Genomic DNA, 15,075 nt, shown 5'->3' on the forward strand with positions numbered 1-15,075 from the left:
TTTATCCTTATTCAGCAGACTGCTCTGTTTCAGCAAGAACTCGGTTTACACGTTTTTCGAGCATTTTCATTCCGCTGCCTCCGGCTTGGAAATGGCGAAGCTGGCCTGTCTTGTCAAACACATAATAAGCGGGGACATATTCATTCTCAAACGCATCCGTTAATTTATGGTCGCTATCGACAAAAATCGGTTGTGTGATATCGTGTTCAGCAGCTACTTCTTTGATTTTATTAACGTCCAAATCGTCTTCTGAACGCGGCATATGGACGGCTACAACGTTTAGCTTGCCGCTGTACCGGTCGCGGAATTCATTGACCTGCGGCATTGCCTCTTTGCATAAATGGCAACTGATTGACCAGAAATGAATCAAAGTCGGTTTTTCGCCGATCAGCTCTTCTTTTGACACTTCTCCGTTTAACCACTCTTTTGCGCCGGTAAGCTCTGGCATAGGCTGACGTAGTTTCATGTTTTTTCCTCCATTTTCATTTGATCGATTAAAAAGGTCTAACAAATGTTAGACCTTTCCAATTCCTTTTCATCCCGCAAAGACGAAATTAAAGTGTTTTTTGACCTGGTTTCCAGTTTGCCGGGCAAAGTCCGCCTGTTTGCAGCGCTTGAAGAACACGTAAAGTTTCATCTACATCACGGCCGATGTTGTTATGGAAAACCGTTTGATACTGCATTTCACCATCAGGATTGATGATGAACAGTCCGCGAAGAGCGACACCTTCTTCTTCGATAAGAACGCCGTATTCACGGGAAACTTCATGGTTTGTGTCAGCGGCAAGCGGGTATTTCAGCTGTCCAAGACCATTGTCCTTGCGGTCAGTGTTGATCCAGGCAAGGTGTGTGTGGATCGTGTCAGTAGAAACGCCAATCACTTCTGCATCAAGATCTTCGAACTCGTCATAACGGTCAGACATTGCCGTAATTTCTGTCGGACATACGAAAGTAAAGTCCATAGGATAGAAGAAAAGAACAGTCCATTTGTCGTTTTTCATGTTTTCCTCAAGGCTTACTTTTCCGAATTCCTTGTTTGGAAGTACTGCTTCCATTTCAAAGCGGGGCGCTTGTTTACCTACCATACGTTCTGGCATTTTATGTATCCCTCCAATATAATTTTTGGGTTCTGCTACCCATATTAAAATGAGAATTCAAATCATAAATTCTCATTTAGTTAACAACTTCACATAATTAATTATAGCGCCAATCGTTTTTTTAGTCAATATTAATTGATAATGAATTTAAATTAGCACACCCTCCTTTCAGGAGGGGTTCGTTCTATAAAAATTTTAACACGTTGTGCAGTGAAGAAACAAATCATCAGCATACTTTTTTGGGTACAAGTTAAAACCGAAGCGTGAACTTCGGCTTTAACTTAGCGTCTATTAATGAAATTTTCGGTCAACCTGGTCACAGATTTCATCTGCGGTCAAACCTGATGCCTGAATGACGGAAGCACCGGTCATCGTATCTGAAATCCCGAGCATATCGGAATCCAGACCTGTTACAACACAGCAGTCACAGCCTTTTGCGTCATCTTCCGTTTTCATCAATACAACCTCATACCCTTTTTCCTTTAAAGCAGCCTCTACATCTGAAAGGGACTGTTCAATTCCGATTTTTTTCGGCATGAAGAAACACCTCCATCATCTAAGATGCCACTTTTGCCGGTGTTTTATACCGGCTGGAGGAACTAACCGGCATAAACAGAAAAATAAGCTGTCATGACTTGAACCGCCGTTTCAAGCGCTTCTTCCTTCGGCTGCAGTTTTGCATGGTGCAGTCCGTACTTTGAATCGACGCCGAGCCAAAACATAAAGCCCGGATATTTTTTCAGCATATAGCCAAAGTCTTCTCCTGTCATCGCCTCTTTTGCACGAACAACCTTGGCAAGTCCCTTTTCAGCTACAAATTGCATAAAGTCTTCGACTAGGTCGCTTGAATTGTACACCTGATGATAGGCCGCCGGATAGCTGACTGTTCCCTTGCAATGATAGGCCGCCTCCAGGCCTTTGACCATCGCTTCAATTCTTGTCTTGACCAGCTTCATTGATGAGGGAGACAGCGTCCTGATCGTGCCTTCAAGCTTGGCTTCCTGGGCGATGATGTTCTGCGCCGATCCTCCCTTGATTGTGCCGATTGTAATGACAGCACTGTCAAGAGGATCTACATTTCTTGCCACAATCGACTGCATCTGCGTGACAAGCGAACTTGCTGCGACCACCATATCTTCGGCAAGATGGGGATATGCCGCATGTCCGCCCTTTCCTTCAAGCTCAATGACAAGCTCTGAAGTATTGGCAAAGAGAAGCCCGCTTTTTGTCGAAATCGTTCCCACCGGAAGCTCAGGCGCGATATGCAATGCGGTGATCATGCTCGGCTCCCATTTTTTGAACACGTCGCTCTCAAGCATTGGTTCCGCTCCCCCCGGCCCTTCTTCTGCAGGCTGAAATAAAAACAGAAGGTCCTGTTTAACCGGATGATGGACAAAATGATCAATTAATCCGAGCGCGATGGTCATATGAAAATCGTGTCCGCATGCATGCATCCTCTCCTGATGGACGGAAGAAAAAGAATAGCCGGTCTCCTCCCGGATCGAAAGCCCGTCCATATCCGCTCTATACGCTAAAATCTTGTCGGGCGCTGTCCCTTTCACTTTGACAAACAAACCCGTTTTCCACTTTTCGATGTCAAGCCTGTTCTCGGGATATTTTCGCAAATGATCGAGAATATAAGCCTGGGTTTTATGTTCCTGAAATCCGAGTTCGGGAATTTGGTGCAGATCCCGTCGAATGGCTGTTAATTGCTCCAATTTCATCTTTTTTAACCTCCCGCCTATACGAAAAGGCGTGGATTGTTACATCCACGCACCGTTGTTGCCGCTTATTAGAGCTGACGCAATTCTTGTTTAATTTCCGTTTTGCCTTTTGTTTTTTCATCGATGTCTTTGATTTTTTTTGCAGGCGTTCCCGCAACTACTGTGTAAGGTTCAACATCTTCGACAACGATCGCTCCCGCCGCAACGACAGCTCCTTTTCCGACTGTCACGCCCTCAAGAACGACGGCGTTTGCGCCGATGACGACATCATCTTCAATGACAACCGGCTTTGCTGAAGGCGGCTCAATCACACCTGCAAGCACAGAACCCGCTCCGATGTGACAGTTTTTTCCGACTGTTGCCCGTCCGCCGAGCACCACATTCATGTCGATCATTGTTCCTTCTCCGATCACAGAGCCGATGTTAATGGAAGCTCCCATCATAATGACGGCGTTATCGCCGATTTCCACTTGGTCGCGGATAATCGCACCCGGTTCGATGCGCGCTTTGATGTTTTTCAAATCCAGCGTTGGAATGGCTGAATTCCGGCGGTCGTTTTCGATCACATAGTCTTCGATTTTGCCTTTATTCGCCTCAAGCGCGGCACTGATCTCATCCCATTCGCCGAACACAACCCCTGTGTTTCCTGTGATAAAAGCTTTCGCAGAAGCGCCGAAGTCGATTCCTTCAAGCTCGCCTTTTACATACACCTTTACAGGTGTTGATTTCTTACTATTTTGAATAAATGAAATAATTTCATTTGCGTCCATCATCTTCATTATGTACGTCCTCCTTCTCTTTTCTACCCCATTACTGTATCAAAGGTAAGATTTAAAGACAAGAAAAAAAGGAGCCCGCCGAATAATCGACTGACATCCTCACTTTGTCTGAGCGGGAAACCGGCTTTTCCAGGTGAGGCGGCAGCGGTATTTCCGTGACCGCCAGCCGCTGAAGCTTAGGCGGGAACTTCGCACTTTTTGGCAAATTCTTTGCCGAATTCGAGCAGCATGTTTTCTTCTTCACCCTCCGGATTCATCTCGATTTTGACGGATTGAAGGATGATCTCTCCCCCAAGCTCCTTGATTTTTTCCTCAAGGATGTCGACAGCTCCGCAAAAATGCTCATAGCTTGTGTCTCCCGAACCGAAAATGGCAAATGTCCGGCCGCTGAAATCAAGGTCTTCCATGTCATCATAAAGATCCAAAAATTCATCGGGAAGGTCTCCGTCTCCCCATGTGTAGGCGCCTAATATAATGTGTTCATACTCATCAAACAGCGCTGCATCGATATCCATCGCTTCGTAGCGGTCAACTTCTGCTCCTCCTTCCAAAAGACCCTTTTCAATTAAATCGGCCATCGCCTCCGTGTTTCCCGACATGCTTGCATAAACAAGTAAAACCTTTCCCATGCTGATTCCTCCTGATATTTAATGTGCAATCATCGACCGTTCAAACGGTTTGACAAATTTACATTCATAAAGGCCGGCACAAAAGAAATTTTCCTTTTGATTGGCTACTCTGAGTCCGTGTCCTTTTATCGTATCGAACCATTTCAGCTCACACTCGAAGAAATCGAGCTGATAGATTCTTGAGAATTTGTTGTGATCCTGTGCAGATGTCACATAAATGACGCCGTTATCCTCTGATACGTCAAGAAAAGATTCTTCCTTTTCGACGATGTCTGAACGGATCGTTCGTCGTTCATGTGTATAGACGTTGAGGACTTCGACGGCTCCATGCTTCCCTTTCTTTGACCCCATCGCACAAACGAGCCATTCCCCGTCAAAGACAATCATGGAGGCCGTCATGCGATCCGCTTCTTTTTTCACCATGAAAACCGTCTCTCTTTCCAGATCATAAGCCCATATTCCGCCATGCACATGATGGATCTGTGTTCCGATGTACAGATGATGGCCATGAATGCACAGCGACCTGATGACGGGCGGAGCAGCCAAATCTGAAAACGGCTTTACGATTCTCCATGACACGCCGAAATCATCGGATGTATAAATGCAATGTTTTCCGTGTGCACATACAAAACCGTCATTACTGCCGGTTATGGACCATATGGTGGCGTTTGTCGGAAAGCTGGACATCGTCCATGATTCGCCTTCATCCGCTGATCTGATGATCGTTCCTGATTCCCCCACCCCGAATACATAACGGCCGATGTATGTAATCGAACAAATTTTACTCTTTAATTGAAAAAGCTTTTTCCAGCCTTGGTCAACCGAATAATGAAAAATACCTTCCCGTTTCACGGCTACAAAGTACCCGGAACGCCTTGAAGCGGCGACCGCTGTTGCTCCTTTATGAAACATGGGACTCAGCCCGCCCCCTTTGATGTTCCGCCCATTTGATAAAACTCAAAGCAAATTCTTTGCAGCACACAATATCTTCATCTGTTTCAGGTGCAAGCTCCACTTTGAGTGTTTCGGAAAAAAGATCCGCCCCCGTCTGTTCAAGCATGCTGTAAAACGTGTTAACCGCCTCGCAGAATTTTGGATACGCGTAATCTCCGGAACCAAAGCATGCAGCTTTTTTTCCTTTTAATACGAGGGATGACACGTCTTCATAAAACGCTTCCGCTTCATAAGGAAGATCTCCGTCTCCCCATGTATATGTGCCGATCAATATGTAGTCATATTCAGACAGTGTATCAACATCGACATCGTCCATCTCCATATATTCGACATCGATTGAATGCTCTGTGAATGTATCTTTAATAATCATTGCGATATCCTCAGTATTGCCAGACATGCTGGCGAACGTAATCAGCGCTTTAGCCAACTGAACCACCTCTATAATTGATAATGATTTTCACTATTATATAGATAACTTTAAATGAAAATGATTATCAATGTCAATAAGTACACAGAAAAAGACAGTCTTCCTCTTGGAATCCTGTCTTTATGAATGTTCATTCTATTGCTGAACACGTTTTTACAACCTCTAAAAACGCCTGTACCTGCTTCAATTGAAAAGCGGGTTCATACCCGAGCAGCCACGTATCTCTGCCGATCGCATTTCCTTTCACATCCAGCAGGGGGATCTTGTGAACATGGCTGCCGCTGCCGTGAAGCGTCACAGAAGGGAGAATCGCATAGCCGATCCCGTGGAACGCCATTTGTTTGCATGTTTCAATCTGGTCGACGATGATCGTCTGTTTCGGCGATGTTTTGAATTTCTGATGCCACCAGTGCTGGATTTCCTGATAGTACGTGCTGTCGCTTTTAAACTGGATAAATGGCCGTTCAGTCTTTGTGATATCATCGATGTTTTTAATTTCCGTATCGACGAGGTACAATTCATCCCTCATGAGATAATGCTTTGGACCTTTCCATTCAGGGTTGCCTCTGATAATTCCGATATGGACGTGGTCTTCATAAAGACTTTTCAGCATTTCACTGCTCCAGCCGGTGACAAGGGAGATTTTCACATTCGGATATTGCTTCACATATGTTTTCAGGACATTTGGCAGCCAATGCTGGCCGATAATAGAGGCCGCCGCCAGTTTTAATGTACCGTGAATTTCGCCTTCAAGTTCATCAATATTCTCTCTGACCTTTTCCTGCTCAATTGTGACATCTTTTGCAAACTGAATAATTTTTTCTCCCGCCGATGTGACGGTAAGCCCTTTTTGGGACCTCAAAAAAATTTGCGTGCCCCACGATTTCTCAATCGTCTGAAGGCGCTGGGACAGAGCCGGCTGTGAAACAAACAAACGCTCTGCTGCCTTGCGCATATTCAATTCCTCCGCCAAAACGACAAGCATATGAAGCTCTTGAAGCTGCATGTATATTCCTCATTCCAATAAGTTTTTCTTATCATTCATTTTAATGAATCTGTTATTTCTTTATCAAGTTTTTATGGCATATGAACTTTACATAAACAAAATTGAAGGGGGGATGTTGAAGCGAAAGAAAGAGGTGGATGAAACCGCTGCAAATAAAAAATAGGCAGCTGCCGCGCCTATTTATTCAATGTTCTGAGATGCTTGTTTAATTGTTTTAACACGACCCGGCGTGTAAAAATGCCTTCAAAAACCTGATCTTCATTTTCCACGCAGACAAACGGATGGTTGATGACCATGCCGAAGCCTTTTAAAATGGGGTCATCTATCTTTAAACGGGGAATATCTGTCAGCATCACTTCTTCGACATGAATCTGGTCAAGCTTTTCGAATTCAATCCTTTCAAGTCCGAAAATCTTATCCATAATCATGTTGGTTCCGATCAATCCGTGCAGGCGGAAAGACGGGTCAAGTACAGGGATGGCTGTATAACCGGTTTTCGTCAGGACGAGAAGAGCATGTTCCAAATTGTTTCCGACTTGGACGTGGGCTACTTTATCAGCATCGATCATGTAATTCCCCACTGTTGTTTCAAGAAGTTCATCTGATTGCAAACTAATCATGATTATTCGACTCCTTTTCAGCTTTAATCCATCAACGCATATATTCCCTATACTACTATAATATAAACTATATCAATATTTGTCGAAAAACTTTCCTCTTTTTCAGCGGGCCGGCTTCTGCGATGACAGCTAATGTTGAAATAAAAAAGATACTCTAATGAGTATCAATTGATATAATCTGACCTAATTTTCAGACCGGACACGGTCATATAAGGTAACCAGCTTTTTATATGTCAGGCTATCCACATTTTTTGTACCCGTTTCTATATCATTGATCTCACTGCTTAACAGCTCTACGGCGTATTCATGATTCAGCAGTACATTCAGCAACAGTTTTCTCTCTTCTTCTGAAAAGCGTTCCATTCTTAACCAGCCCCCTAATTGATTTAGCTAGAGCGAGAAACTATGTCCTCTCACTAGTTTCTATAGGGCTAGAATAAGAAATTGAAAATCAAACGTCAACCGCACATTTCGACATCTGTCCGATTTTCTTTCAAACAATTATTTTGTATATCGATTTGCGTAGCTTGAAGCTGCATAAGAGTCGGGCTTGATTTTGGCATTGATCCCCATCGACGTGATCCGCCCTGTCATCTCCTGGATCAAGTCTTTCGTCATCCCTTTTTTTCCGATGTCCAAATGAACTTCAAGGGTTAAATCTGCTCCCTCGTCCGTAAACGGAAGAAGCAGATCGGTGATTTCGGTAAAATAGTCGTTCAGAAGGTATGCAGCAATTTCTTGACTGTAAGCTGTTTCAAGCGATATTTTTTCCCTGAGGCTATGTACCGGTCTTTTGACAATGGTGTTTTTTAAACAGCCCCATGCACCTTTGCCTTTGCGGTGCAAATGAATAGCAGTGATAAACTTTGTACAGTTCTGATGGATCTGAGAGTCTGTTCCGACTGAAAGCAGGTAGCTTGATCGCGGATCTTTGAGAATGAACGCTTTCAGCCTCTCGACCACTTCAGGAAATGTCATTTGATCTTCAGAAAGATTGTAAAATAGAAAAGAATCAGCCATTGGAATGCCCCTTTTCATTTATGATCTGCACCGAAGATGAACGTCCTTGTTTTTTCTGCTACCCCTTTTTTGTCGGTATATTTTTCAAGGTAAAACCGCAGCTGTCGCACGTGTAAATCACGTTTTGATTAGACTGGGCTGTCAGGACTTGATCAATATGCTGCATGCGGCGGCAATGCGGGAAAATAACGCTTGGAAAAGCTCTCATACATATCCTCCTATTGCTGAAGCAGTTCGAAGATCTCGATTGAAATCATATCGATGTTGTCAAACGGAAATGTTGTTGGCTTATCTCCTTTTTGAAAAACTGTCAGCTCAAACGTTTGGTTTTTTTCGAAATATTTCACGCTGCATACTTTTTCCCCGTTTACTTCGAAATAGCGCTGCGTCGGTTCGCCAGCTGCCTCCGCAGTCTCTTGCAGGCTCTGCAGTCTCGTGATGATACCCATTAATTGTGACATTCTAAAAAAGACTCCTTTCAAAAAACAACTTCAGGATCAAACAAGTATTAATTATAATACAAGTTCTACACGCATCATACCACAAAGTATCAGCCGATGACATTTTTCCTTTTCTAATCGGGAAAAAGAAAAACTGCTTTTCATAGTTTGGATTTTCTTTGAAATGTCATACATAAAAAATATTTTTTGCACGGAGGCGATTCGGGTGCAGCCATACGTTAGGTTTATGGATCATGCAGATTGTCTTATTCCTGCATGTAGAGAGGAAGCGTTTAGTTGCAAATAAAAAACTTGGCGGGGGCAGCGCCAAGTTTTTTAAAATCTTGATCTGATAGAGGGGTTGGGGAACAGAGAGGTTCATCTCTCTATAGTTAAATGATAATGATTATCACTATCATTGTCAACAGTTTTCTCGCCAATTTCTTTTTTTATTGAAAAATCCTTGTTAATAACAAGTTGCAATCGATTGGCAGAAGCGGAAAAACCGCTTTTTCTGCCGCTCTATCTTCAACATGCTTTTCTTTCTGCGGATATTCTGAAGGGATTTCATTTCCTGGCGGTTCTATCTTTGAACGGCCGATATCCGTCACTTTCATTTTGCCTTTGATTTCCTTCAATGTTGTTGTCAAATATTCATCTTTAAACGAAACAGGCCCGTCCTTATCATGTCCGACGTATTCATATACTGTATACACGCCGTGGGCCTCATTGATTTTCGTATGGTTATCATAGCTGAAAAACGGAATCGCAAGCTCAGGCGCGTCGGTACTATCAAAAATCCAGCCATTTTCCGCCGGACGGGCATTTACCTCCACATATCTGGCGGCAAAATTCTTATCCATATAAGGTTCCAGGAGGGCGGTCATGTCTTCTTTTGTTCTTTCCTTTTCGGTGAGCTTTTCATGGACATCTGCTATAGATCCGAGCGTCTCAAACACCGCTTCTCTTTCAGGCTTGCCGTATGCCGCGCCAATATCTCCTTGTAAAAAAACAGCCATAAAGGCGAAAAGCGCACATATCAGGGATAGCCAAACGTTCATAGGTTCCACCTCTTTTTTAGCATTTATATGGTTGCATTTCCTTAATATATGAAAAACAAACTTCCCGAAATTCATTTGTTCCAAAAGAAAAAGCGGCATTCCGCCGCTTTTTAAATCAAACCATCCTGTTCATATAAATAAGAGTAAGGCAGGTCGATGAACAGATACAGTTCTTCATCCATCGGATAAGAAAACGTTCTGATCATTTCCCCCGTTTCAATATCGCTGTACAAATCACTGAAAAATCCTTTTCTCATCGTTCTCATTCTCATAATGTTTTCTAAAAAATATGGGCGCCAGCTCCAGTTTTTGCCGATGTATTCAGGCTGGAACATCCATGTTCCCTCATGTTTGAACACGTTTTTGGTCACCTGAAAGCCGTCTCCATTACACATATAGATCCTGAAGCTGCAGTCGGTCAGTTCCCGCCCGAGGGTCATAAGGAAGTCATCATCGCTCTGACTCGCTTTTTTGAGCGGAGCGACCAGCTGATGAACCCGTTTATAAAACTGTTCTGAGTGTTCATATAAGATTTCGAGCTTCTTTTTCTCGTGTATGATAAATTGATGAAACTCCGCCTTCAGCCGGTCTTTGAGCAGATCCCTTTCAATGAACCGCCCCCTCGGAAGCTGCAGATACTGCCCCTGAAAATACCGGCCTCCGTTTCTCCAGGCGTATTGAAGCTGAAAATTAGCTTCAATGTCTTCGTACAGCAAAGCGGCGCCGATTTTTCTGGCGAGCAGCGATATGCTGTACAGCACGTATTCGTAGGAAGGCGAAGGAGAAGACTGCATGAGCGGCTGAAGGTCGATTTTTAGCAGATCAGGTGACAAAAGCGCGATTCTGTCAAGATTGCTGCTGCCTTTTCCGATATTGTCAACGGCGATTTTAATGCCGTATGTACGGTAATATGTCAGTACATGATGCAGCTGCTCGATATCCCCTTCAAAATTCTGTTCTGTGATCTCAATAACAAAACGGTTCAGTTCAATCCCCTTGTCCCGATACTCCATCAGCAGTTCGAGGAACCCTTCTCCGTGGTCCATCATCAGAACATTTGCATCTTGATTCATAAAAATCAACAAGTCCCGGTCACTGTCTACAAAATGATCCAGCGCCTGGCGGATCACTTTGAGGTCTACCTCTGTCTTATATTCCTCAGGAATCGACGGATCTGCGAAAAACGGACCGAGGCTCTGAACTTCGGAGTCTATCTGAATGCGCCCCAGCACTTCATAGCCGATCACTTTTTGCTCCTCGGCGCTGAAGATAGGCTGATAGTATGGAATGACATCTTCTATGTTTGTTAAAATATCGAGTGGATCCAACATGGCACATCACCTGCTTCTCATCTTTGTCTGATTATACCATATTGGCCCACACCAGTGAATTTGAAATCTTAAAACGGGCGGGGATTCAGCCACTGTCCCCCATCCATCGTCACGCATTCCCCGTTTATATACGCCGCTTTTTCGGAAAGCATAAATGAGGCAAGGCCGGCGATTTCTTCAGGGGTGCCGAGTCTTTCTAAAGGAACGCTTTTGATCGTGGCGAGTGCGGCTTCCTCTGATTCAAAGAGCTTTTCCGCACCGCCGGTCCTCTCGATCGGTCCAGGAGCGATCGCATTGACCCTGATCCCGTACGCTCTCCCCCACTCGACAGCAAGCGTTCTCGTCATGGATAATACGCCTGCTTTGGCCGCCGCGGAATGGACGACACCGGCTCCTGCACCCCATGCGTAGGTCGCCGCCATGTTTAATATCAGCCCATTCTTTTTATGTTTGATCCAATAGCGGCCGGCTGCCTGGCTGCAGTAAAACGTCCCGTTCAATACGATGTCGATGACTGCTTTCCAGCCGTTAACAGACAGCTTCTCCGCCGGACATATAAAATTGCCTGCCGCATTGTTGACAAGAGCATCTATCGTACCGAAGCGGGCGGCCGTTTCATTGATCATATGTTCCACGTCTTCGATCGATCTGACGTCCATCCGGCATATTTCGACTTGTCCTGCGAACGTTTCGATTTCTTCTTTGGCCGCTTCAAGGGTTTCTTGCGTCCTTCCCGTAATCATGACATTCCACCCTTCCTCAGCCTGCTTTCGGGCAATCGCTTTCCCCATTCCGCTTGACCCGCCTGTTACAATGACAACTTTTTTGTCCATGTTCATCCCCCTTGTTATGAATGAGTAATCATTCATTTAACAGTTTATCATATCCATTAAAAAAAATTAACAAATTGAAAGTCTGTCCTTATTTGAGTACTTGGATGATATAATGTATTGATTCTATTAAAGGTTGGTTGATCATGAAAAATCCATCCAGAAGACAATTTTTAAAAGGGCTCTTGGGCCTTTCCGCAGCCGGGATTTTTACTGCGGCCGGCGGCTTTGGCTACGCGCGCTATCTTGAACCGCACATGCTTGAAACTAACTTTGTCCCCATTAAACATCCACTGATTCCAAAAGGATTTGATCGGTTCCGGATTGTGCAATTCAGCGATACTCATCTAAGCGAGCACTTTACGGCACGCGAGCTTTTGGATGTCGTCCGCAATATGAACAGACTTGATCCCGATCTGATCGTATTCAGCGGGGATTTAATCGATAAGCCGCATCGCTACCGGGAACACGAAAGAGCCGTTCAAGCTTTACAGAAGCTCAGCGCCCCTTACGGAAAGTTGGCGATTTACGGAAACCACGATCACGGCGGCTATGGGACGAAAGTCTATCAGACCCTTATGGCGTCTGCCGGCTTTCGTGTGCTGCGAAATGATCTTATCAAACTGGAATTAATCGACGGCAGCATGATTGAGATTGCGTCGCTCGACGATGTGATGCTCGGCAGACCGAATTATAAAGGAACCCTCTCCAAACTCACCACAGACGCCTTTTCAATTTTGCTCGTGCATGAACCTGACGCGGCCTTGACGGCAAAAGACTATCCCGTCAATCTGCAAATATCAGGGCACACCCATGGGGGCCAGGTGCAGCTTCCCCTGTTCGGTCCCCTTATTACGCCTCCTTACGGTGAAATCTATACGGAAGGGATGTACGAAATAGGCGAAATGAAAGTCTATGTCAACCGCGGCATCGGGACGACGAGGCTTCCGCTCCGGTTTTTATCAAAGCCGGAAATCACCGTTTTTGAACTGGCAGCCGAGATGATGTAACTGCTGTGCCTATTGGCTCAAAATGAGGTATATCTGCATACATTAAGACGAATAGAAAAAATTCCCGCTCCTGTAAGCTTAGTAAAAAACGAAACTTCCCCGGCCTTTTTCCGTCTATATAGTAGGATTAGCAACGGGAAAAGGCTCCTTTTTCGTTTTAGAAAAGGAGATGTCTTACAAATTGCTGATGTATCAAGTGAAACCGGGAGAAACGCTGGAGATGGTCGCCGGCGATTTCAGAATCCCGTTATCCGCCCTGCTCCAAGCCAATCCCGGCTTGAGCGGCGGGCAACCAATTATACCAGGACAGACCATTGTCATCCCGGGGCTCAGAGATCCAAATACAATTCCTTACAGGATTGTCGTTTCCCTGAGCGCCAGAACGCTGAAGTTGTTTCATCAGGGGAGACTGATGAAAACATATCCGATTGCTGTTGGAAAAATACTTTCGCAGACGCCGAGAGGCGAATTTGTCATTGTCAACCGCCAGCCAAATCCCGGCGGTCCGTTTGGCGCCTATTGGCTGAGTCTGTCAAAAAGGCACTACGGCATCCATGGCACGAATAACCCCGCTTCAATTGGCAAAGCTGTTTCAAAGGGATGCATACGGATGCACAACCGGGATGTTCTCGCACTTGCTTCCATTGTGCCTAACGGTACCCGGGTTTCCATCACACCGTAAACCGATTGCAATATTAAACAAATTTGAACTATGTTGAATCTTATATTAAGATAGAATGGGACCTTTAGGGTAAGGAGCGTATTTATGGATATTTTTAAAAATCGTAATTTCGTCCGTCTTTTTTTCGCAGCTCTCGCTTCTCAAATGGGAACGACAGTTGGAAATATGGCTTTCGCTTTCTTCTTGCTCGACAGGTTCAGCAGCCAGCCGGCATACACGACAATCGCCGAGCTGATGTATTCACTTCCGACGGTTTTCGTTTTCTTTCTCGTCGGTGTGGTTGCTGACCGTTTTGACCGCAAGAAGGTGGCTGAAAACTGTGATTGGATCAGAGCGGGTTTAACTGTCGTTTTCTTTTTTGTGTTGTATCTCCAATCCATTCCGCTTGTATTTTGCGTTCTGTTTATCAGAAGCGCGGTGACAAAGTTTTTCTACCCTGCCGAAGCAAGTTTGGTCCAGGCGATTTTGAGAAAGGACCAATATGCCCAGGCAGCCGGTCTGAATCAAATGCTTTTCAGCTTGTTCATGCTGTTCGGCGTCGGCCTCGGCGCATTTATGTATAAGACGATCGGCCTGCATGGAGCGATCGCCCTTGATTTTATCAGCTTTATTATTTCCGGGTTTTTGATCCGTTCCTGTAATATTCCGCTTGAAGCGCGGCAGCCGAACGGAGAAAAAGGCTGGAAACACATCACGGTTAAAAGTTCAATGCATGACTTTAAGGAAGGCATTGTGTATATTTTGAAGAATAAATTACTGGCCTCGCTTGTGTTCGGATATTTTATTTTTGGGCTTGTAAGCGGCGGTTTATCCGTTCTGCCGATGTTTAAAATGAAATACGAGCTGTCCCCTGACAGCTATGAGTGGCATACCTCTCTCTTTACGGTCGTTCTCGGTATCGGACTTTTGGTGGGGGTCGGCGGCGGCGTTCTTCTTTCCAAAAAAGTGAAGCCAGAATACTTGATGTCAGTTCCGATCTTTATAGCTGGCGTGTTTATCATCCTGCTCGGATTTACGGATCAATTGCCGATTTACTATGCGGCCGCTTTTATCGCTGGGACATGCATCGGGCCCATCAATACCGCCCTTGGCGGATGGATCCCTAAAATCGTTCATCCGCGGCTGATGGGAAGAGTCAGCGGCTGGACGGATCCGCTTATGATGCTGGCCCAATCCTCGGCGCTCGGATTGATCGCCCTCTTATTCCCGGGCATCATCGGCAATGTTGATTATATATATTACGGATTGGCGGGGGTTATTCTGCTGGCCGCATTATACTATTTTATCGCGTTGCCCAGATTCAGCACCCAGACGGCAGAGGTCGATGTTCAAGCCGCATTAAAAAGACAAAAAAATACAAAAGCGAAAATAAACTCCGCTTTATAAAGAGAAAACGCGCGATTCATTAACAAATTCGCGCGTTTTTTTATGGAATATTTGCATTTTCTCTTGTATTTCGTATAAT

The 15,075-nt window shown here is 44.8% G+C and carries 20 protein-coding genes; 3 read left to right on the forward strand and 17 right to left on the reverse strand.

Annotation, left to right across the window (positions count from 1 at the left end):
- Positions 1-7 precede the first annotated feature (7 nt).
- The 17 genes from BTR1S_RS03740 to fadH all read right to left on the reverse strand — a co-directional run bounded on the left by BTR1S_RS03740 (position 8) and on the right by fadH (position 11,921).
- Entirely contained in the window at positions 8-466 is a 459-nt protein-coding gene (locus BTR1S_RS03740; protein WP_006638376.1) for a TlpA family protein disulfide reductase, read from the reverse strand.
- 88 nt (positions 467-554) lie between these two features.
- Entirely contained in the window at positions 555-1,097 is a 543-nt protein-coding gene (gene ahpA / locus BTR1S_RS03745) for a biofilm-specific peroxidase AhpA (RefSeq protein WP_006638377.1), read from the reverse strand.
- Positions 1,098-1,388: 291 nt separating this feature from the next.
- The gene (locus BTR1S_RS03750; RefSeq protein ID WP_006638378.1) at positions 1,389-1,634 is read right to left on the reverse strand and encodes a YkuS family protein; all 246 of its coding nucleotides are present in this window, start codon (positions 1,632-1,634) and stop codon (positions 1,389-1,391) included.
- A 62-nt stretch (positions 1,635-1,696) separates the two neighbouring features.
- Positions 1,697-2,821 carry an N-acetyldiaminopimelate deacetylase gene (locus tag BTR1S_RS03755; RefSeq protein WP_006638379.1) on the reverse strand — a complete coding sequence of 375 codons (1,125 nt, stop codon included), beginning with the start codon at positions 2,819-2,821 and terminating at the stop codon, positions 1,697-1,699.
- A 68-nt stretch (positions 2,822-2,889) separates the two neighbouring features.
- Positions 2,890-3,600 carry a 2,3,4,5-tetrahydropyridine-2,6-dicarboxylate N-acetyltransferase gene (gene dapD, locus BTR1S_RS03760; protein WP_006638380.1) on the reverse strand — a complete coding sequence of 237 codons (711 nt, stop codon included), beginning with the start codon at positions 3,598-3,600 and terminating at the stop codon, positions 2,890-2,892.
- A gap of 176 nt (positions 3,601-3,776) precedes the next feature.
- Entirely contained in the window at positions 3,777-4,229 is a 453-nt protein-coding gene (locus tag BTR1S_RS03765; protein ID WP_006638381.1) for a flavodoxin, read from the reverse strand.
- A gap of 18 nt (positions 4,230-4,247) precedes the next feature.
- Positions 4,248-5,141 carry a WD40/YVTN/BNR-like repeat-containing protein gene (locus tag BTR1S_RS03770; RefSeq protein WP_006638382.1) on the reverse strand — a complete coding sequence of 298 codons (894 nt, stop codon included), beginning with the start codon at positions 5,139-5,141 and terminating at the stop codon, positions 4,248-4,250.
- Entirely contained in the window at positions 5,131-5,610 is a 480-nt protein-coding gene (locus tag BTR1S_RS03775; protein ID WP_006638383.1) for a flavodoxin, read from the reverse strand. Before BTR1S_RS03775 ends, BTR1S_RS03770 begins: the two co-directional genes overlap by 11 nt.
- A 130-nt stretch (positions 5,611-5,740) precedes the next feature.
- A complete protein-coding gene (gene ccpC, locus BTR1S_RS03780) occupies positions 5,741-6,616 on the reverse strand; it encodes a transcriptional regulator CcpC (RefSeq protein ID WP_006638384.1) in 876 nt (291 codons plus the stop codon).
- A gap of 176 nt (positions 6,617-6,792) precedes the next feature.
- Positions 6,793-7,236 (reverse strand): cyclic-di-AMP-binding protein CbpB, encoded by a 444-nt coding sequence (cbpB, locus tag BTR1S_RS03785; protein ID WP_006638385.1) that lies wholly within the window; start codon positions 7,234-7,236, stop codon positions 6,793-6,795.
- Between the two features lie 183 nt (positions 7,237-7,419).
- A complete protein-coding gene (gene abbA, locus BTR1S_RS03790; protein WP_006638386.1) occupies positions 7,420-7,599 on the reverse strand; it encodes an antirepressor AbbA in 180 nt (59 codons plus the stop codon).
- A gap of 138 nt (positions 7,600-7,737) precedes the next feature.
- On the reverse strand, positions 7,738-8,256 hold the full coding sequence (locus BTR1S_RS03795) for a ribonuclease H-like YkuK family protein (RefSeq protein WP_006638387.1): 519 nt from the start codon (positions 8,254-8,256) through the stop codon (positions 7,738-7,740).
- 58 nt (positions 8,257-8,314) lie between these two features.
- Positions 8,315-8,464 (reverse strand): hypothetical protein, encoded by a 150-nt coding sequence (locus tag BTR1S_RS22695; RefSeq protein ID WP_169802084.1) that lies wholly within the window; start codon positions 8,462-8,464, stop codon positions 8,315-8,317.
- 10 nt (positions 8,465-8,474) lie between these two features.
- Complete coding sequence (locus tag BTR1S_RS03800; protein ID WP_006638389.1) at positions 8,475-8,717, reverse strand: YkuJ family protein; 243 nt, start codon at positions 8,715-8,717, stop codon at positions 8,475-8,477.
- A 428-nt stretch (positions 8,718-9,145) separates the two neighbouring features.
- The gene (locus BTR1S_RS03805; RefSeq protein ID WP_162148086.1) at positions 9,146-9,757 is read right to left on the reverse strand and encodes a DUF3993 domain-containing protein; all 612 of its coding nucleotides are present in this window, start codon (positions 9,755-9,757) and stop codon (positions 9,146-9,148) included.
- Between the two features lie 110 nt (positions 9,758-9,867).
- The gene (locus BTR1S_RS03810; RefSeq protein WP_006638390.1) at positions 9,868-11,088 is read right to left on the reverse strand and encodes an EAL domain-containing protein; all 1,221 of its coding nucleotides are present in this window, start codon (positions 11,086-11,088) and stop codon (positions 9,868-9,870) included.
- Positions 11,089-11,156: 68 nt separating this feature from the next.
- Positions 11,157-11,921, reverse strand: coding sequence for a 2,4-dienoyl-CoA reductase (gene fadH, locus BTR1S_RS03815; RefSeq protein ID WP_006638391.1), 765 nt, complete (start codon positions 11,919-11,921; stop codon positions 11,157-11,159).
- A gap of 143 nt (positions 11,922-12,064) precedes the next feature.
- Here fadH and BTR1S_RS03820 point away from each other — a divergent pair, with 143 nt between their 5' ends.
- The 3 genes from BTR1S_RS03820 (at position 12,065) to BTR1S_RS03830 (ending at position 14,996) form a co-directional block, all read left to right on the forward strand.
- A complete protein-coding gene (locus BTR1S_RS03820) occupies positions 12,065-12,928 on the forward strand; it encodes a metallophosphoesterase (RefSeq protein WP_006638392.1) in 864 nt (287 codons plus the stop codon).
- Positions 12,929-13,109: 181 nt separating this feature from the next.
- The gene (locus BTR1S_RS03825) at positions 13,110-13,610 is read left to right on the forward strand and encodes a L,D-transpeptidase family protein (protein WP_029418564.1); all 501 of its coding nucleotides are present in this window, start codon (positions 13,110-13,112) and stop codon (positions 13,608-13,610) included.
- Between the two features lie 84 nt (positions 13,611-13,694).
- Positions 13,695-14,996 (forward strand): MFS transporter, encoded by a 1,302-nt coding sequence (locus tag BTR1S_RS03830; protein WP_006638394.1) that lies wholly within the window; start codon positions 13,695-13,697, stop codon positions 14,994-14,996.
- Positions 14,997-15,075 lie beyond the last annotated feature (79 nt).

The sequence above is a fragment of the Bacillus sonorensis NBRC 101234 = KCTC 13918 genome, assembly GCF_001592005.1.
Classification (GTDB): Bacteria; Bacillota; Bacilli; order Bacillales; family Bacillaceae; genus Bacillus; species Bacillus sonorensis.

Coding starts and splice junctions, on each gene's coding strand:
- BTR1S_RS03740 (WP_006638376.1), bottom strand. CDS start 466: ATGAAACTACGTCAGCCTATGCCAGAGCTTACCGGCGCAAAAGAGTGG.
- ahpA (WP_006638377.1), bottom strand. CDS start 1,097: ATGCCAGAACGTATGGTAGGTAAACAAGCGCCCCGCTTTGAAATGGAA.
- BTR1S_RS03765 (WP_006638381.1), bottom strand. CDS start 4,229: ATGGGAAAGGTTTTACTTGTTTATGCAAGCATGTCGGGAAACACGGAG.
- BTR1S_RS03820 (WP_006638392.1), top strand. CDS start 12,065: ATGAAAAATCCATCCAGAAGACAATTTTTAAAAGGGCTCTTGGGCCTT.
- BTR1S_RS03805 (WP_162148086.1), bottom strand. CDS start 9,757: ATGAACGTTTGGCTATCCCTGATATGTGCGCTTTTCGCCTTTATGGCT.
- BTR1S_RS03830 (WP_006638394.1), top strand. CDS start 13,695: ATGGATATTTTTAAAAATCGTAATTTCGTCCGTCTTTTTTTCGCAGCT.
- BTR1S_RS03755 (WP_006638379.1), bottom strand. CDS start 2,821: ATGAAATTGGAGCAATTAACAGCCATTCGACGGGATCTGCACCAAATT.
- BTR1S_RS03795 (WP_006638387.1), bottom strand. CDS start 8,256: ATGGCTGATTCTTTTCTATTTTACAATCTTTCTGAAGATCAAATGACA.
- BTR1S_RS03750 (WP_006638378.1), bottom strand. CDS start 1,634: ATGCCGAAAAAAATCGGAATTGAACAGTCCCTTTCAGATGTAGAGGCT.
- BTR1S_RS03770 (WP_006638382.1), bottom strand. CDS start 5,141: ATGTTTCATAAAGGAGCAACAGCGGTCGCCGCTTCAAGGCGTTCCGGG.
- BTR1S_RS22695 (WP_169802084.1), bottom strand. CDS start 8,464: ATGAGAGCTTTTCCAAGCGTTATTTTCCCGCATTGCCGCCGCATGCAG.
- dapD (WP_006638380.1), bottom strand. CDS start 3,600: ATGAAGATGATGGACGCAAATGAAATTATTTCATTTATTCAAAATAGT.
- cbpB (WP_006638385.1), bottom strand. CDS start 7,236: ATGATTAGTTTGCAATCAGATGAACTTCTTGAAACAACAGTGGGGAAT.
- BTR1S_RS03810 (WP_006638390.1), bottom strand. CDS start 11,088: ATGTTGGATCCACTCGATATTTTAACAAACATAGAAGATGTCATTCCA.
- BTR1S_RS03800 (WP_006638389.1), bottom strand. CDS start 8,717: ATGTCACAATTAATGGGTATCATCACGAGACTGCAGAGCCTGCAAGAG.
- abbA (WP_006638386.1), bottom strand. CDS start 7,599: ATGGAACGCTTTTCAGAAGAAGAGAGAAAACTGTTGCTGAATGTACTG.
- fadH (WP_006638391.1), bottom strand. CDS start 11,921: ATGGACAAAAAAGTTGTCATTGTAACAGGCGGGTCAAGCGGAATGGGG.
- ccpC (WP_006638384.1), bottom strand. CDS start 6,616: ATGCAGCTTCAAGAGCTTCATATGCTTGTCGTTTTGGCGGAGGAATTG.